Below are 18,828 nucleotides of genomic sequence, written 5' to 3'. Positions count from 1 at the left end.
AAAGGCTAGATTTTTATTAAAATAAACCAAATTTACCATCTTTTTTCTTATATAACACCCTCATTTTTGCATCTATGTCATTAAAAACTAAAAATATATCTTTACTTGCTTTTAATTTTTCCAATGCTTCTTCAATTTCCAAAGGCTTATATAGCTCAAGTTCTGTTGGAACTATCTCATCTTCCTCAATCAAGCTCGGTAATACTAAATTTTCTTTTATCTCATCTTGATGTTTATGGGTAATATTTTTATCATGCAATCTTCTTAAAACCTTAGAAATTCTATCAATGGCTAAATCTATAGCAGCATATAAGTCTTTATCTTTTTGCTTTACAACCACTGTATTAATACCGGCTAGATTAATGCTAAATTCAGCCCAAAATCCTTTCTTTCCATGCCTTTCATCAGCACTTATAACACAACGCGCAGAAATCACATCTAAGCCATATTTACTTAAAGCATCAAAGCTTTTTTCCACATACTCTTTTATAGACTCAGTTAGCTCAAATTGCTTTCCAACTATACTTGTATTCATTACTTCTCCTTTTTATGAAGTTAAATACATTATAGCACTTTAATCGTAAAAAAATAACTTTTTAAATAAAAAATAAATTTAAAATTTTAAAGGATCTAGAATAAGTACACCATCCTCTGAAAGTTTTTTACCTTGAAAGTGTGTTTTACAAAAAGAAACAATTAAAGCATGAAAAATTTGATAAAGCTCATATAATTTACATTCTTTTTTTAATAAAACACACAATTCTTGTTGATTTTTAGTTATGTCTTTTTTTAAAAAATCTGCCAACTCATCATAACTTTGACACTCATAGCCTAAATAATTAGCTATTTTTGCACTATAAGCATCAACTACTAAAACTTCTTTTTTGCATATATAATTTAAAATTCCATCAGCACTTTCTTGACCAAAACCCTTAATATCCAAAAGCCATTCTCTATCAACTTCTTCTTTAAAAAGCTCAAAAGAATTAAAGTATTGAAAATATTTTTGAGTAAAATTTTTAATATATTTTGCCTTAGTATTATAAAATCCACTTGGCTTTATTAAAAACGCTAAATCTTGAGTGTTTAACTTTGATAAATCTTCTATCTTAGCAATATTTGCTTGTTTTAAATTTGTCAAAGCTTTCAATACATTTTTCCAGTTTGTATTTTGAGTTAAAACTACAGAAATTAAAATTTCAAACTCACTTAAAGTATTATTTTCTAGCCATTCAAAATCTTTATAATCAATATTTGCATTAACTAAAGCTTTAAAAATTTCATATCCACTCATGCTTTTTCACTCTTTCTTAAATGCATCAAAATAGCCTCAATTACATCATCATCGTCTTTACTTTTTGCTTTAATGACTTCTTTGCTCTCATCATCTTTTACAAAACAAATATTTTGTTCATAATTGCTCACTAATTTATAATGTTTGCTAGCTAAAATTTTTATGATAATTAAATCCAAAAACTGCTTTGTGAAGATATCAGGCCTTCCAAAACGATCATTCATCTCACTTTCTATCTCATAAACTTCATTAGCACTCATACACTTACTAAGTCTTCTGTAAAGTTCTAATCTCAAACGATCTTCACTAATATACTCACTATTTAAAAAAGCATTGATATTAAGCTTTAGATCTATTTTTTTCTCTTTAATTTCTTCTTTTTTACTTAGCTTATTAATTTCATCTTCTAACATTTTAAGATACAAACTATAACCAATTTGTTCTATATGTCCACTTTGATCCACACCTAATAAATTTCCACCCCCACGAATTTCTAAATCATGGTAAGCAAGCACGCTTCCTGAGCCTAAATAAGAATTGCTCTCTAAACTCATAAGTCTTTTTAAAGAATTTTTTGTGATTTTTTCCTTATCTTCAATCAAAAAATAACAATATCCTTGCTTAGCACTACGCCCTACTCTTCCTCTAAGTTGGTGCAAATCAGCCATACCAAAGCGATCTGAATTTTCTACTATAATAGTATTTGCATTTGCTAAATCAATACCACTTTCAACTATAGAAGTACAAAGCAATAAGTCATATTCTTTATTTTCAAATTTAATCATTTCTTCTTCAGTAGTTTTTGCATCAATTTTAGAATGCAAGATTAAAATTTTTAGATTTGGAAACAAATCTAAAAGATATTTTTTACACCCATCAATACTTGCTATATGATTGTGTATATAAAAAATCTGTCCTGCTCTTCTTAATTCTCTTGAAATAGCTTCTTTAATCAAAGCGTCATTACTTTCTCTAACAAATGTACGCACATCCAAACGATCCTCAGGTGGAGTTTGTAAAACACTATATGACTTTAAAGAGCTAAGAGCTTGATTTAAACTTCTTGGTATAGGCGTTGCCGACATAGATAGAATATGTGAATTTTTACTTAGTTCCTTGAGTTTTTCTTTTTGTTTTACACCAAATTTATGCTCCTCATCTATCACGACTAAACCCAAATTTTCACACTCAACCCCTAAAAGAGAATGCGTTCCAACCACTACACAAGGCTTATTTTCTTTTAAAAATGCTAAAACTTGTTTTTTTTCTTTAGCACTAGTAAAACGATCTAGCTTAAAAACCTCTATATCAAAAGAATCAAATCTTCGTTTTAAGGTTTTAAAATGCTGGGCTGAAAGCAAAGTAGTTGGCACAAAAAATAAAGCCGTATAACCACTTTTTACACAAGTAAATATAGCGTTCATAGCAACTTCTGTTTTACCAAAACCCACATCGCCACTTAAAAGCCTATCCATCACCTGCATACTTTTTAAATCTTGAGTGATTTCTTGACAAACTTGACTTTGATCTTTAGTGTAAAAAAATCCTGCCTTATTGATAAATTCATCTTGTAATTCTTGAGAAATTTTTAATTCTTTTGCTTTTATCAAAGCTCTAGCCGCTGCTAAAGAAACTATATTTGAAGCAATGGCAAATAATTTTTCTTTTAATCTTTCCTTGATTTTTAAAAAACTTCCTTTTCCAAGCTTATCAAGTAAAGGCACGCCACCACTTGCACCGATATATTTATCAATCATATATAAATTTTCAACAGGCAATAAAAGCTTATCGTTATTTAAATACCCAAGAGCGACAAATTCTTTTTTTGCTCCCGCTATTGCAATAATCTCAAGACCTAAAAATTTAGCTACACCATAATCTTCATGCACAACAAAATCGCCAACTCTAAGCTCATCTATTACCAAACTTGCTTTTCTAACTCTTTTGTTTTTTTCTTTTTTATTTAAAGATATGATAAGCTCATCTTGAGTACTTAAATTAATTCTTTCTTGGGATATTTTTAATTTAATATTTGAAAATTCTTCTAAATTTAAAGCTTTAAACAAAGCTTCATTTTTTGCCAAAATAGTAATTTTTTTATCTTTGTGAAAAGTGAAAAAATCATAATTATAAGAACTTACCAAATCTTTATAAAATCTTGGTTCAGATAAAATATTTTGATTGATTTTGCTAATATCTTCTTCAAAATCATTTACATCAAATTTTTTTATGCTTACAAAATTTAAATCTAAATAATCACAAAAATCATCAACACACCAAAAACCTAAAGAATTAACATCATTTATAATGCTTTGACTTTGGAAATTTTGAATTTTTTCTTGTAAATTTTCATATTGCTCTTGACTAAAAGCACTCAAAAAAGGACAAATTTCTATATTGGAGAGTTCAGTAGGGATTGATTTTTGTGTATGTATATCAAAATATCTTATACTTTCTATCTCATCTGAAAAAAGTAAAATTCTAAAAGGTTGTTCTTCATTAATCGCAAAAATATCTATAATATCCCCGCGTATTGAAATTTCACCCTTATCTTGAACTATATCTACAAACTCATATCCACTATGTAAAATTTCTTCTTTAAATTTCTCTAAAGCAAGAAGTGAATTTCTTTTAAGAATAATGTTTTTTAGATGCTTTTTACCTGGTAACTTTTGCAAAATTGTTTTTATAGGAGATATTAAAATTTTATTTTCATTTTCTTTATGATAAGCATTTAATACTTTACAAATTTCAAAAAGTTCTTTAGAAAAAGAGCGTAAATCGCTACCAAATTCTGCTCTAAAATCAGGTAAAATAAAAGTTTTTAATTTTAAAAATAAGCAAACTTGAGCTAATTCATCTGCTTCTTTATCATTCTCACAAATTATTAACTCAGTTTTATTACTTAATAAATATTCATATAATTTAGCTTGCATTTTCTGAATTTTCTATACTCACATCAATAGTTGCAAGCTCTTCTTCTTTTTCAATTATTTTACTACTTCCGTTAAATTTCCCACCATTTTCAATACTTAATTGTTTAACTATGATATTACCATTAAGTACACCGCCGGATAAAATTTCTAAAGAATCAACTTGCATTTCTCCCTCAAAAACTCCATTGATTACTATCTTACTTGCCTTAACTTGTCCTTTTAAAACACCACTTTTACCTACCACTATCACATTAGAAGAATTAATTACTCCTGTGATTTCTCCATCTAAATGAAGCATAGAATCAAAATAAAATTTTCCTTCTATTTTTGCTCCGTTTGAAATGACTGTAGTTTCGGATACTGCAGCAATAGAGCCTTTATTAAAGATTGCCATGGCACTCTCCTTTCTTTTTCAAAAATTTGTTCATAGTTTTTTCGGTTTAAATCTATAAAAATCTTAGGATCTAAAAGTTTATTAATAAATCTAACCTCATAATGCAGATGCGGCCCCGTAGAAAGACCTGTATTTCCTGTATAACCCAACAAATCACCTTTTTTTACAAATTGCCCTGCTTTGACAACATCCTGACGCGTCATATGCGCATAAACCGTTTTAAAACCAAAATTATGGATCAAAATCACTGAGTAACCATAACCATTATTGCTATATGCAGCGTATTCAACCACTCCATTTGCAGGCGCATAAATAGGAGTTTTTAAAGCTGCTCTTAAATCAATACCTGGATGAAATTCTTTTTTATTTAATATAGGATGATGACGCCATCCGAAATTACCTGTGACTCCATTATCTTCTATCACATGACCATTTGGAATTTGTGTTAAAAATAAATAAGCTTGATCATTAGTAAGTTTGACTTTTTCTAATCTTTCTGGTATATCTAAACTTTCATCTTGCTTTAAGCCTAAATTATCCTCAATATCTGCAAGTTGGGTTTGGAGTTCATCATATAAGGCTGTTTTTTCCTCTAAACTTTTTTGCATACTCTCATTTTGAGAAAACAATTTAGTATTCTTTGAAGATAATATTTCTTGTTCTTTTAAAAGCTCTGAACGCTTATCTGCTAGATAATTAATATATAAAGCACCTAAAACTATAACAACAAAAACAAAAGTAGTAAAATAAATTATTACTTTTTTTATAATCTGACTTAATAAAAAATGTCTAGAACCATTTACATCTGTAATAGTTAGCGTAAATTTATCTTTCATTATAGCCTCTTAAAAATTTTTCTACCAATACAAAAGAACCAAAAACTAAATATAACTCATCCTTTTTTATTTGTTCAAATTTTTGATAAACAATATCTAATTTTTCTAAATTTTCTAGCAAAACAGAACCCGCCAAAGGTCTATCTTTACTTTCATAATCATAAATTTCAACTATTTTTATTATAGGTTTTAAGACCTTTAAAAGTTTATAAGAATCTTTATCTAAAAAGCAATTATAAACTAAATGAACTTTTTTTTCCTTGAAAATTTCAACTAAAGCTAAAGCCGCCATTTCATTATGTCCTACATCAATAAAAATATTTTGACTTATTTGCTCGCACCTTCCTTTTAAATCAAGTTTTGGTAGATTTTTGATACTTTGAATCAATTCTTTTTCATTTTTAGCACAAATTTTAGAAAAAGCTTCTAAAGCTAAAAAAAGATTATCTTTTAAAAAAGTTGCAAAATTGTGCTTTTGAATATATTCTTGCACATAAGGATAAATAAAATTATTTTTTTCTAGCAAACTGATACTTAAACTAGCTTGTTTTAAATTTGCTATTTTTTGAGCCAAATTTAATACTTTTGCTTCTTGCTTATGATTAATTAAAGCTTTAGCACTCATGGCTTTTAATTTTGTTCTTGCTATTTCTTCTAAATTTTTACCTAATAAATCTTGATGATCAAATCCTATTTTAGTAAAAATACTAAAATCTATTTCAAAAACACTTGTCGCATCATACTCCCCACCTACTCCGGCTTCTAAAATCACATAATCACAATCTTTAAAAATAAAAAAAGCTAAAAAAGTAGCGTATTCAAAATAACTAAGTTTTTTTACATCTTCCAAAAAAACACTTTCTAGTTTTTCATGCGCTTTTTCTAAAAGTTCATTGCTTGCAATTTTACCATTTAACCAAAATCTTTCATTAAATTCAAAAATATGTGGACTTGTATAATGACCTACTTTATATCCTTGCTCTAAAAGTAAAAGCGCTAAAAATCTACCCGTACTTCCTTTACCATTAGTGCCAATAATTTGGATATTTTTAGTTTTTGGAATAAATTTTTTATACTTCTCATACATGCTAAACATAAAAAATCTACTAATTTTTTGCACATACATAGTTTTTTGTGAAAGTGTTTGTTGAAATTTCATGCTAAGCTTTTTGGATTAATTCTTTTAAAATATCACCATCTGGAAATTCTTTTTTTTCTATGTAAGAAGATGATAAAATAAGTTTAACCACTTCTTCTTTATAAATAAATTTATAATCATCTATAAGCTTTAAGGCTTTTTCTATAAAAATCTGAGCACTTTCTAAATTTTTACCTGGAAGTATAACCAAATAAGAACTTTCATCTAAAATCCAAATTTCACCCATATCTTTACATAAATCTTTAAGTATCTTTTTAAACTTTCCACTAATTGCCTTAAAACTATCAACACCATAAACATTAATAACATGCTCTATATTATTAATTTTAAAAAAACATAATGCATAATTAACAGCATAAAGCTTATAGTTTTCATCAAGTTTTTTAAGTTCTTGAGCAAGACTCCACTGCTCTCTTTGCTCATCATCACTTGTAGCTTGAATTTGAGTTTTAATTTGCGCTATTTGCTCGTTTGCATACAAAAGTTTATCTTTTAGTGTATCAAAATTAATTTGAACATTACCATTTTCATCTTTAGTTAAAGCATTAATAAATTTCACATCTTCTTGGCTGTTATCATAAAGCTTTGATACCATTTCATTTAAGCTTTCTAAGTGCTGATTAAAAAAAGAAAGGTTTTTTTGTATATAATATTTATCTGTTGCTTCTTTTTTTTGCAACATTAAATAATACTCATGTGCAAATTCTTTCCTGGCAATTAATTTAGGATTTTCTTTTAAATTTTGTTTAAACTGCTCAAGCTCTTTACTTGCTCCAAACAAAGACTCCAAAGAAGCTAGTAAAAGTTCAGCCTGCTTCTCATAAGATCTCTCCTTTAACATAACAATGAGTTTTTCAACTAAAGTGTGAAAATCCAAAAACGCTCGAATATTAAATTCTTCTAATTTTTTTAAAAGCTCATAATCCTCATAAGATTTTTCAAGCTCTCTCCATTTAGCCCTTAAAAGATATATGGTTTCTAAATCCATAGCTTGAGATAATCTGTGTTGAGTAATTTTTGCTAATTCTTTGATTTTTTTATCTTTGCTAATACTAAGCTGTTGCACAATCAAATCAAGCAAAGCATAAACATCTTCATATTTTCTACTTACTTGCCTATTAAGTCTAGAAACTAAAAACATCAAAAACTCATCAATAGTTCGAATGCTTTTTCCTTTTAGCTCTTGCTTATAAATATCATCTAAAAGATTAGTATATTTTTCTATCCTTGCTTTATTAAAACTCATCACTCCCGCTTTTTTAGCACATTCTTCAAATACCTCACTATAATTTTCAGGAGTTGGATGCAACTTACGCTCTTTTAATTTTATCAATGTTTCTTTTGCAATCTCATTGATATGACTTGCCATTTATTTATAACCCCTAATAGCTATGATAGAAACAAATTCATCAAAAGCCTCACTTGATGCATTTTTAATTGCTTCAAATCTAGCTTGATCGCTAATAATAGAATTTGGATTAATATCAAAATTATAACTTCCCTTGGTATTTACAACTTCTTCTTTACCATTTTTATAACGCATAAGAAATTCCAAGTAAAGCTCTGCTTTATAATTAACTACATAACCATTTCTATCATACACCATAGGATGAAATTCTAACTTTTTCATCGTAACTATAATAGAACTATCTGCATTATGCTCATCTGTGACTTTTCTGCCAAGCTTATTAAGCATAGCTTCTCTTAAAATATCTGTTATATAAACACTATTTTCGGGATCTTGTTTACTAATATTGATTTTCAAAAATACATTTTCACCCAAAACCCTACTTGCCATTTGAGATGATGGGATATATCCACAAGATATAATAAAAAAAGCAAAAAAAGATATTAAATATTTTTTCATTTAACCACCAAATTTACCAATTTCTTATCAATATAAATTTCTTTTACAATGGTTTTTCCTTCTAGCCATTTTGCAACATTTTCTTTAGCCAAAGCTAAAATCTCATCTTCTTTAGCCTCTGAATTTATTTCAATCTGTGCTCTTTTTTTACCATTAACACTAATAGCTATATTAAAACTATCTTTTACAAAAACTTCTTCTTTTATTTTTAATACTTTAAAATTTTCACATTTAAACAAATGCTCGCTAAGCTCAAAACAAACATGAGGGATAATAGGCTCTAAAATATTTAAAATAATATAAAAAGCTTCTTTTAAAACTTCTTTATGATTTATAGCATTTAAGGCATTTAAAGCTTCCATACATGCAGCTATTAAGGTATTAAAGGCAAAACTTTCTTCATAAACTTCAAAAGATTTTTTCAAAGCTTCATATACTTTTAATCTAGCATATTTTTCTTCTTTATTTAAACTTTGATGATCAATTTCTTGTAATTTTCCACATTCTAAACTCATAGCCTTTTCATAAAGCCTATTGATAAATTTAAACGCACCCTCTAGCGCACTATCGTTCCATTCAAGTTCTTTAGCAGGTGGTGCAGCAAACAATATAAACAATCTTGCGCTATCTGCTCCATATTTTTCTATAATATAATCAGGATCTACTACATTACCCTTAGATTTACTCATCTTAGCACCATCTTTAGTGACCATTCCTTGGGTTAAAAGTCTATTAAAAGGCTCATCATCTTTTAAATAACCCAAATCTCTAAGTGCTTTTTGGAAAAATCTAGCATAGAGTAAATGCAATATCGCATGTTCAATCCCGCCAATATATTCATCAACATTCATCCAATAATTAACACTTTTTTCATCTACTGCTTTTTCTTGCCATGTTTTATCATCACTTGCAAAACGCGCAAAATACCAAGAACTTTCAAAGAAAGTATCTAAAGTATCGCTTTCTTTTTGTGCTTTTTTACCACATTTTGGACAAATGCACTCTTTCCATATTTCATGCTTATCAAGTGGATTTCCCTCTCCATTTATAATCACATCTTCAGGCAAGGTAATAGGTAAATTTTCTATTTTTTGAGGAACTATGCCACAAGAATTACACTTAATCATTGGTATAGGAGCACCCCAATATCTTTGTCTAGAAACACCCCAATCACGAATTTTAAAATTGGTAACCTTTTTACCAATACCCAAAGATTCAATTTTTAAACTAATTTTTTCTCTAGCATCATTACATTCTAATTGATCAAATTCGCCACTATTGGTTAAAACACCTTCTTTTAAAGTGTAGCATTGTGCATCATTTTCATCTTTATAAATTACTTTTTTTATAGCTAAATTATAAGTTTTTGCAAACTCATAATCTCTTTCATCATGAGCAGGCACACTCATAACAGCCCCACTACCATAATCACTTAAAACAAAATTAGCTACCCATAAAGGAATTTTTTCTTTACTTAGTGGATGGATTACATGAAGATTTAAAAAATATCCTTCTTTTGGCGCAGCTTGTCTTTGGCGGGGTGTTTGATTTTGTATATTTTGAATTTTTATGATAGTATCTTGATCTAGTAATTTTTTATCAATTAATTCGTTTACTATTTCATGATCAGGTGCTAAAGCAATATAAGACACTCCATAAATAGTCTCAGCTCTTGTTGTAAAAACATTGATCTTTTTTGCACTGATTTTATTATCATTTTCTTCTATATCAAAATCAAAACTAAGCCCTGTGCTTTTACCTATCCAATTTTCTTGCATAGTCAAAACCTGACTTGGCCATTTTCCTTCTAATTTTTTAAGATCTTGCAATAATTCATCTGCATAAGCGGTAATTTTTACATAATATCCTGGCATTTTTTTTCTAATGACTTCATGTCCGCAACGCCAACATTTGCCATCTTCAACTTGCTCATTTGCCAAGACTGTTTTATCATTCTCACACCAATTAACTTCAGCTTCTTTAGTATAAACAAGTCCTTTTTCATACATTTTAATGAAAAATTCTTGCTCAAATTTAGTATATAAAGGATCAGAAGTAGCAAACATTCTTTTTTTAGAAAAGGAAAAGCCCAAAGAAGCAAGTTCATTTTGCATATAATCAATATTTTCATAAGTCCATTTCTTAGGATGAATACCGTGTTTTATCGCAGCATTTTCAGCAGGCATACCAAAACTATCAAAACCTATAGGATGTAAGACATTAAAACCTTTTTTTCTATAATATCTAGCCATAGCATCACCTATGCTATAGTTTCTCACATGTCCCATATGAATTCTACCACTTGGATATGGAAACATAGATAAAATGTATTTTTTTGGTAAAGAAAAATCATCTTTTGGCTCAAAATATTCTTTTTCTTGCCAAATTTTTTGCCATTTTTTTTCTATTTTACCTGCCTCATACGCCATTTTAACTCCTAATTTTCTTCTTGACTTTTTACTGAATCAACTATAACTAAAATCATTGAAAAGATATTAGCTATCAAAGCACCAATTGCTAAAGTATAAACCATAACATTAGCCTCTGGATTAATTTGTATTAAAGCAAAAGCTGGAATTAAATGCAAATCAGCCACTAAAGAACTAGCAAATAATTCAGCTGCTAAGAAATTTCTAACTCCGATTTTCAATAAAGTAGAAATTAAATTCACACAAGCTGCAATAAATAATGCAACTTCATTTTGATCATATAAAAATCCTGCGGTTGTAGTTAAGCTCATTAGAGCAAAAAAGATATAAATAACCTTACCCCAATTCATTTTTACACCGTTCCTTTTTCATACATCGCTCTTAATTTCTCTTTTTCTTGTTTTTTCTTTACTTTTTCTAATTCTTTTTGACGATACTGCGTAACACTAAATTTAAACCATAAAAGTGCTGGACTTGCTACAAATATAGAACTTGCAGTACCTGCCACAATACCCACTATCATAGTTAGAGCAAAACCTTCTATCATAGATCCACCAAAGAAATAAAGCACTACAACAGTGATTAAAGTTAAACCCGTTGTTAAAGTAGTTCTTGATAAAGTTGCAGAAACTGATTCATTAATAATTAAATCAAGTTTTGAATTTTTACTTGTTTTAACACCTTCTCTAATCCTATCAAAAATAATAATCGTATCATTTAAAGAATATCCAAGCACAGTTAAAACAGCCGCCAAAATATCTAAATTTACATCTATTTCAAATAATGCAATAGCGCCTAAAGTAATGACTATATCATGAATTTCACACACAATAGAAGCCATAGCAAAACGCCATTCAAATCTCACTGCCAAATAAATCAAAATAGCAATCAAAGAAATTCCAACCGCCATAAGACCTTTATTACGCAGTTCATCTCCTACTTTTGGACCTACCACATCCACACGGCGCACTTCAAATTTACCTGTATCTTTTAATAAATTTGCAATACTTACTCCAATGTCACTTCCCAAGCTATCGCTACTTCCTGAAAAACGAATAATCACTTCATTAGCACTACCAAATTCAGTAACACTAGCACCTTTTAAATTTTCATTGATAGCTAAAGCTTTGCGAATTTCAGCCAAAGGAGCTTTTTGCTCATATTGAAGTTGCACTAAAGTTCCACCGGTAAAATCAATACCAAAATTCAAACCCTTAGTAAAAAGGATAAAAATAGAACCAAAAAATAAAATAAAAGACAAAGAGATGGCTGCAAATCTCATTCTCATAAAATCATAAACATGTTTTTGACTAAAAAATTGCATTAAGGTCTCCTATATCCAAACCATAATCTTGTATTATTGCTTTTTTCCATACGGTTCATAAACATTTCAAACATACCATGAGTTCCAACAATAGAAGTAATCATCGAAACTAAAATCCCAATACTCAAAGTCACCGCAAAACCTTTTACCGCACCTGTTCCATAAGCATAAAGTACCACTGAAGTAATAAGCGAAGTAATGTTAGAATCTAAAATCGCGCTCATTGCATGCTTATAACCATTTTCAACACTTTGCCTTATGCTAGCACCTTCTCGCAATAACTCCCTAATTCTTTCATTAATAATAACATTAGAATCTACTGCCATACCCACAGTCAGTACAAGTCCTGCCATACCAGGTAAAGTTAAAGTTGCACCAAACATAGCCATTACAGCAATAATCACTAAAATATTTGCCACTAAAGCAATATTAGCAAAAATTCCTGCTATACCATAATACATCACCATAAATGCAATAACTAATATAGAAGCACCTGCTAGGGCTATCATACTCATTTTAATACTATCAGCACCCAAAGATGGTCCAACACTTCTTTTTTCAAGCATTTTAACCGGTGCTAAAAGCGCCCCACTTCTTAAAGCAATGGCCACATCATGAGCTTCTTCAACAGTAAAGCTACCACTAATTTGACCACTACCTCCACCTATTCTTTCATTAATTCTTGGAGCTGAATATACTTTATTATCTAAAACTATAGCTAAGCGTTTGCCTACATTATTTCCTGTATAGTCTCCAAATTTTTTAGCACCTTCCGAATTTAAGGTGAAATTAATCACAGGAAGATTATTACTTTGCGCAAAACCTACTTTTGCATCTGTTAGCATAGAACCATCAAGAATAGGTATAGATTTTACTAGATATTTAATTTGAGGATTTTTTGCATCTTCAAAAATTAAATCTCCATATTCAGCAGCCTGAGCTGGAGTAAGATTATTTACCTGATCCATTCTAACATCATCTACTTCCATTAATTGCAAATGTGCAGCTTTTGCGATAAGCTCTCTAGCTCTAGCCTCATCTGCAGCAGTTTTAATACCTGGAAGTTCAACTAAAATTTTATCCTCACCTGATCTTGCTACATTTGGCTCTGCAAGACCAAATTGATCAAGTCTATTTCTAATTGTTTCTACAGCTTGCAAAATAGCTTGTTCATGAGTTAATTTAATTTCTTCTTGGGTTAAAGAAAGTGTGTAGTGTAAATTTTCGTGTGTAATAGCCAAGCCTTTAATGTCTTTTAACAACAAATCAACCTTAGCTACATCATTTTCATCCAATAAACTAAATTCAATACTAGTATCATTTACTTTGATTTTATCAACAATAATATCTTCTTTATTGATAGAATAACTAAGAGAAGAGGCTATGGATTTAACCTTTGACTTAACTGCCTCTTCTACTTCTACACCTAATAACATATGCAAACCACCTTGTAAATCAAGTCCTAGGTTAATCTTAGCACCACTTTGGGTTTGCATAAAAGAAGGTATAGAAAAAACAAGCCCTATAAGAAAAACTACAAAGAAAATAATACTTCTATAAGTAATTTTTCCACTACGCATCAATTTTCTTTGCTATAAAATCTCTAGAAATTTTTACAACTACATTTTCATCATTAAGCTTAACTTTGATAAAATCCTCTTCTGGTTTTACCACCTCGCAAATTATCCCACCATTTGTGATGATTTTATCTCCTTTTTCTAAAGATGAAACCATCAATTTATGGTCTTTTGCTTGTTTTTGTTGTGGTCTAATAACCAAAAAATAAAAAATCGCAAAAAGCACAATGAGAGGCAACAATGAAGTCCAAATATTTCCGTTTTCTGCCATTTCTTCCCCTTTTTTTTAAGTTCATAAATTCTAATTCTACCACTTTTAAAATAATAAAAGCCTTTTTTTCTGCACTTTTATTGTCAAATTTTATTTATTTTTCTTTTTTTGAAAATTTACTTTTCGAATTTATCTCACCATTTTTAAGCATATATGGTTTAATTTTATTACTAAGAAACAAAAGTAAAGCAGGATATTTTTACACCGGTTTTTTTATAGGAATTTTATGGTTTTGGTGGATAGGTTTATCATCAATTTATTTTAATTTAGCTTATTTAATTCCTTTAGAAATTATCTTAATTGGATTAATTTATGGATTTTTGTTTTTTATATGTTTTTTTCTTAAATATGATTTTTTAAGGCTTTGTGGAATTTTTTTACTTTGTTTTATTCATCCTTTTGGCTTTGATTGGCTAAATTGGGGTGTTTTAAGTGTATATGGAATCTTTGATGCAAGTTACCGAGGTATTATAACTATGTTTTTGACTGCTTATTTTTATTATGAAAAATATATTTCAAGATATTATAAAATAGCAATTATTCTAATCCTTATTCTAATCGGAGCTCAATATAATCAAAAACAATCACAAACACTAAATTTAGACTATAAATTAATCCAAACTAATATCTCTCAAGATCAAAAATTCATACAAGAAAATTTACAAACTCATTCTAAAGATATATTTTATCAAATCAACAAGGCCATAAAAGAAGGTAAAGAAGCAATTATTTTTCCTGAAACTGCTTTTGCTTTTGCATTAAATAAAGCACCAAGTTATTTACAAGCCTTAAAAGATTTATCAAAACAAATCATCATCATCACAGGTGCTATAAGCACTACACCTAATCATCTATACAATAGTACTTATGTATTTGACAATGGCAACATACAAGTTTTTAACAAACATTATCTTGTACCTTTTGGAGAAGAAATTCCTATATTTAAAAACTTTTTTAAAAAATATCTTTTAAATATTGATGAATTTTCAAAAGGAAAAGAATTAAATCAATACACTCTAAATAATCAGCTCATCACTAATGCTATCTGCTTTGAAGCTACAAAAGAAAAACTTTACAAACACTCAAAAATCATCATCGCTATTTCAAACAATGCTTGGTTTAATTTTTCAAGTGAGTATAAATTACAAAATTTTCTAATGCGTTTTTATGCAAATAATTATAATGTAAGTATATATCATGCAGTTAATGGAAAAGAAAATGCGGTAATTAAACCAAAAGAAGTATTGATTTTAAAGATAAAAGAAAAACTTTTAAAGCAAAATGAAGCTTAAAAGCTTCATTTTATAATGCCTTAAATTCATCAAGTGCGTCTAATTTTTCCCAAGGATAATCAGCTTGACCCACTTGACCACGAGCAGCTACATCAGCATACATGAAAGTATCTTTACTTGGTTTATCAAGATTGAATTTATTTTTAATCCAATTTGGAGTTAATGGGAAAGTTTTCATCACAAAATCACTTAAAATATCATCATTTAATCTTGTATTTGTTCCCATGCAATCCACACTTACAGAAGTTGGTTTAGCCACACCTATAGCATAAGAAAGTTGTACTATACATTTTTTAGCAAGCCCTGCTGCTACAATATTTTTAGCAAGCCATCTTGCAGCATAAAGTCCGCTTCTATCAACCTTAGTATAGTCTTTAGAAGATTGTGCACCACCTCCTATTGGAGCATAGCCACCAAAGCTATCTACTATAAGCTTTCTTCCTGTTAAACCACTATCATGTAATGAGCTGTGATTTACATATTTTCCCGTTGGGTTGATTAAAATTCTTGTTTTTTCTGGGCAAAAAAGCTCTTTTGGTAAATTTGAATCCAAAATCAAATCCATCACCAAAGCTCTTAAATCTTCTATTTTCATACTTTCAACACAAGGAGCTGAAACTACAATAGTATGGATACTTTGAGGTTTGCAATTTTCAAAATTTTCTTTATTTGCATAATCAATTGTAACTTGAGTTTTAATATCTACTCCAAGTTTATCAGGATTGTTTTTTGCAAACTCATATACTTTATCACAAAGCATTCTAGCATAAGAAATAGCTGCTGGCATATATTCTTTTGCTTCATTGCTTGCAAAACCAAACATTATACCTTGATCACCTGCTCCAATCTCTCCATCTTCTTGATCAACACCTTGATTGATGTCAGGACTTTGCTCATTTAAAAATACCATTACATCTAAATCATCAGGATGCAAACATTGTTTTTTGCTAAAATGCGGATTTCCATTGTAACCAATATCTGCTAGAGCTTTTTTTACAATATTTTCATAATCTTGTTTTTCTAGTTTATATTTTGATTTAATCTCACCACCAATTACTACTTTATTTCCTGCTACAAAAACCTCACTAGCAACCCTTGAGTCTTTATCATGAGTTAAAAAGGCATCAACTATAGAATCAGCTATAATATCAGCACATTTATCAGGATGTCCTGCACTAACAACTTCAGAAGTAAATAAATACATATTTTATATTCCTTATCATAAAAAATTCTAGCTTTATTTTAACACAAGCTAACTTAAAAATCAAAAAGCTTATTTAAGCTTTACTTTGCTAGAATAAATTTAAATTTATCACTACAAAAAAGGTAAGAAATGAGTTTATTTTCTTATGCAATCAAACGCTATAAAGATGGAAATCTTATTTTACAAATTTGCATAGGTATTGTTTTAGGAATTTTAGTAGGTATTTTTTCTAAAGATTTAGCTATTTTTGCAAATATTTTTGGTGCTTTATTTACAGGAGCGTTAAAAGCTATAGCGCCAATTTTAGTTTTTATTTTAATTTTAACAACCATTTGCACAAAAGAATTTAATCATGGAAGTGAGAAAATAAAACACATTATTTTCTTGTATATTTTTGGAACCTTTTTAGCTTCTTTAAGCGCAGTTAGTATAAGTTTTATCTTTCCTGTAGAATTAGTATTAACCGATATTGAAAAAGCTTCCACTACAAGCCCTGCGCATATAGGCGAAGTATTTAAAACCTTACTTTTTCAAGTAGTAGATAATCCTATCCACGCTTTATCTTCAGGAAATTATTTAAGCATATTAGCTTGGGCTATTGGTGGAGGTTTTGCTCTAAGACATTGCTCTAATGATGCAAAACAACTTTTTACTGATATAAACGAGGGTGTATTAAAAATCGTTAAATTTATAGTCAAGCTTGCTCCTTTTGGAATTTTTGGACTTGTGGCTAATTCAGTTGCTCAAACAGGAGCAGCAGGACTTTTAAGTTATATTAAATTATTAATCATTTTAGTTTTAACCATGTTTTTTGTAGCCTTTGTAATTAATGCTTTAATTGTCTTTGCTTATACGAAGAAAAATCCTTATCCTTTGATTTTTATTTGCTTAAAACATAGTGCTGTTTTTGCATTTTTTACAAGAAGTTCTGCAGCAAACATCCCTGTAAATATGGCACTTTGCTCTAAATTAAATATCAACAATAATCTATATAGCATTTCTATTCCACTAGGAGCTACGATTAATATGGCAGGGGCAGCTGTAACTATAGCTATACTAAGTCTTGCAGCAGCTCATACAGTAGGTATTGAAATAAATTTTTTACAAGCTATGCTTTTGAGTGTATTAGCTGCATTTGCAGCTTGTGGAGCTAGTGGGGTTGCCGGAGGTTCGCTTTTACTCATACCGCTTGCTTGCTCTTTGTTTAATATCGATTATGATATAGCTATGCAAGTAGTTGCGGTTGGATTTATCATAGGGGTTATTCAAGATAGCGTTGAAACAGCTTTAAATAGCTCAACAGATGTTTTATTTAGTGCTATTTGTTCAGATAATGAACTTAATTTAAAAATTTAAGGAGGACTTATGAGGCATTTAATTACTACAAAAGATTTTAACAATGATGAAATCTTGACTTTATTTAAAGAAGCAAAAGAATTTTTAGATGAAAAACCGCGTACATTTTTAGAAGGAAAAAGTGTCACAACAATTTTCTTTGAAAATTCAACACGCACTCAATCAAGCTTTGAAACAGCCGCAAGAAGACTAGGTGCTAAAGTTTTAAAATTAGATGTTTCAAGAAGTAGTTCAAGCAAAGGCGAAACACTTTTTGATACTGCTGCAAATTTAGACGCAATGGCGCCAAGTGCTATTGTAGTTAGACACAAAAACTCAGGCGTGCCTCATACTTTAGCAAATTACACTCATTGTCCTATAGTTAATGGAGGCGATGGTAAACACGCTCATCCTACCCAAGCTTTGCTTGATCTTTTTACTATAATGGAGCATTTTAACTATAATGTAAAAGGTAAAAAAATAGCGATAGTAGGAGATATTAAAAACTCACGCGTTGCTGCTTCAAATTTAGAATTATTACCTCGTTTTGGTATTGATATCACCCTAGTGTCCCCGCCTCATTTTATGCCAAATTATCCTATTAAAAAAACAAATAAACTAAAAGAAGTTATTGATGATGTTGATATTATCATGAGTCTTAGAACACAAACTGAAAGACACAATATTCCAACCTATGCATCGCTTAAAGATTATGCAAATGATTTTTGTATTAGCAAAGATTTAATAAAAGATAAAAATCTCATTATCTTACATCCTGGTCCTGTGCATAGAAATATCGATATTAGTGATGAAGTAATGGCTGATAAAAGATGCAAGGTTTTAACTCAAGTTAAAAATGGTGTTGCCATTAGAATGGCTGTATTAAAAAAACTCATTTTAGAAAGCTAAA

Annotated in this window: 17 protein-coding genes; 3 read left to right on the top strand and 14 right to left on the bottom strand. The window is 29.3% G+C overall.

Going from position 1 to position 18,828, the window contains the following annotated elements:
- Positions 1 to 16: 16 nt before the first annotated feature.
- The 13 genes from hpf to yajC form a co-directional block, all read right to left on the bottom strand.
- Positions 17 to 535, bottom strand: a complete 519-nt coding sequence (gene hpf, locus E2O22_RS00355) for a ribosome hibernation-promoting factor, HPF/YfiA family (protein WP_133318716.1) — start codon at positions 533 to 535, stop codon at positions 17 to 19.
- 78 nt (positions 536 to 613) lie between these two features.
- Positions 614 to 1,294, bottom strand: a complete 681-nt coding sequence (locus E2O22_RS00350; RefSeq protein WP_133318715.1) for an endonuclease III domain-containing protein — start codon at positions 1,292 to 1,294, stop codon at positions 614 to 616.
- Positions 1,291 to 4,230, bottom strand: coding sequence for a transcription-repair coupling factor (gene mfd, locus E2O22_RS00345; RefSeq protein ID WP_133318714.1), 2,940 nt, complete (start codon positions 4,228 to 4,230; stop codon positions 1,291 to 1,293). The genes E2O22_RS00350 and mfd overlap by 4 nt, the downstream gene beginning before the upstream one ends.
- Entirely contained in the window at positions 4,220 to 4,624 is a 405-nt protein-coding gene (locus E2O22_RS00340) for a bactofilin family protein (RefSeq protein WP_133318713.1), read from the bottom strand. Before E2O22_RS00340 ends, mfd begins: the two co-directional genes overlap by 11 nt.
- Positions 4,552 to 5,463 (bottom strand): M23 family metallopeptidase, encoded by a 912-nt coding sequence (locus E2O22_RS00335; protein WP_243705623.1) that lies wholly within the window; start codon positions 5,461 to 5,463, stop codon positions 4,552 to 4,554. The genes E2O22_RS00340 and E2O22_RS00335 overlap by 73 nt, the downstream gene beginning before the upstream one ends.
- The gene (locus tag E2O22_RS00330) at positions 5,450 to 6,619 is read right to left on the bottom strand and encodes a Mur ligase family protein (RefSeq protein ID WP_133318711.1); all 1,170 of its coding nucleotides are present in this window, start codon (positions 6,617 to 6,619) and stop codon (positions 5,450 to 5,452) included. Before E2O22_RS00330 ends, E2O22_RS00335 begins: the two co-directional genes overlap by 14 nt.
- Before the next feature lies 1 nt (position 6,620).
- Positions 6,621 to 7,988, bottom strand: coding sequence for a hypothetical protein (locus tag E2O22_RS00325; protein WP_133318710.1), 1,368 nt, complete (start codon positions 7,986 to 7,988; stop codon positions 6,621 to 6,623).
- A complete protein-coding gene (gene lptE, locus E2O22_RS00320; protein ID WP_133318709.1) occupies positions 7,989 to 8,486 on the bottom strand; it encodes an LPS assembly lipoprotein LptE in 498 nt (165 codons plus the stop codon).
- Positions 8,483 to 10,915, bottom strand: coding sequence for a leucine--tRNA ligase (gene leuS / locus E2O22_RS00315; protein WP_133318708.1), 2,433 nt, complete (start codon positions 10,913 to 10,915; stop codon positions 8,483 to 8,485). Before leuS ends, lptE begins: the two co-directional genes overlap by 4 nt.
- Before the next feature lie 8 nt (positions 10,916 to 10,923).
- Complete coding sequence (locus tag E2O22_RS00310; RefSeq protein ID WP_133318707.1) at positions 10,924 to 11,265, bottom strand: DUF6394 family protein; 342 nt, start codon at positions 11,263 to 11,265, stop codon at positions 10,924 to 10,926.
- A 2-nt stretch (positions 11,266 to 11,267) separates the two neighbouring features.
- Positions 11,268 to 12,239, bottom strand: coding sequence for a protein translocase subunit SecF (gene secF, locus E2O22_RS00305; RefSeq protein WP_133318706.1), 972 nt, complete (start codon positions 12,237 to 12,239; stop codon positions 11,268 to 11,270).
- Positions 12,239 to 13,819: a protein translocase subunit SecD gene (gene secD, locus E2O22_RS00300; protein ID WP_039628546.1), complete on the bottom strand. Its 1,581-nt coding sequence runs from the start codon at positions 13,817 to 13,819 to the stop codon at positions 12,239 to 12,241. The genes secF and secD overlap by 1 nt, the downstream gene beginning before the upstream one ends.
- Positions 13,812 to 14,087, bottom strand: a complete 276-nt coding sequence (gene yajC, locus E2O22_RS00295; RefSeq protein ID WP_039618686.1) for a preprotein translocase subunit YajC — start codon at positions 14,085 to 14,087, stop codon at positions 13,812 to 13,814. The genes secD and yajC overlap by 8 nt, the downstream gene beginning before the upstream one ends.
- Between yajC and E2O22_RS00290 the strand changes: the two genes are divergently transcribed.
- Entirely contained in the window at positions 14,057 to 15,379 is a 1,323-nt protein-coding gene (locus tag E2O22_RS00290) for an apolipoprotein N-acyltransferase (protein WP_133318705.1), read from the top strand. The genes yajC and E2O22_RS00290 overlap by 31 nt on opposite strands.
- A gap of 10 nt (positions 15,380 to 15,389) precedes the next feature.
- Here E2O22_RS00290 and metK read toward each other — a convergent pair whose 3' ends face one another.
- Positions 15,390 to 16,583, bottom strand: a complete 1,194-nt coding sequence (gene metK, locus E2O22_RS00285; protein WP_133318704.1) for a methionine adenosyltransferase — start codon at positions 16,581 to 16,583, stop codon at positions 15,390 to 15,392.
- 129 nt (positions 16,584 to 16,712) lie between these two features.
- Here metK and sstT point away from each other — a divergent pair, with 129 nt between their 5' ends.
- Both sstT and E2O22_RS00275 read left to right on the top strand, forming a co-directional pair.
- The gene (sstT, locus tag E2O22_RS00280) at positions 16,713 to 17,939 is read left to right on the top strand and encodes a serine/threonine transporter SstT (RefSeq protein ID WP_133318703.1); all 1,227 of its coding nucleotides are present in this window, start codon (positions 16,713 to 16,715) and stop codon (positions 17,937 to 17,939) included.
- Positions 17,940 to 17,948: 9 nt separating this feature from the next.
- Positions 17,949 to 18,827: an aspartate carbamoyltransferase catalytic subunit gene (locus E2O22_RS00275; RefSeq protein ID WP_133318702.1), complete on the top strand. Its 879-nt coding sequence runs from the start codon at positions 17,949 to 17,951 to the stop codon at positions 18,825 to 18,827.
- The last annotated feature ends 1 nt before the right edge of the window (position 18,828 follow it).

The sequence above is a fragment of the Campylobacter lari genome, from assembly GCF_004357905.1.
In the GTDB taxonomy this organism is placed as follows: domain Bacteria; phylum Campylobacterota; class Campylobacteria; order Campylobacterales; family Campylobacteraceae; genus Campylobacter_D; species Campylobacter_D lari_D.
Note: the sequence above shows the minus strand (reverse complement) of the source record. Positions and strands in the feature narration are given on the sequence as shown.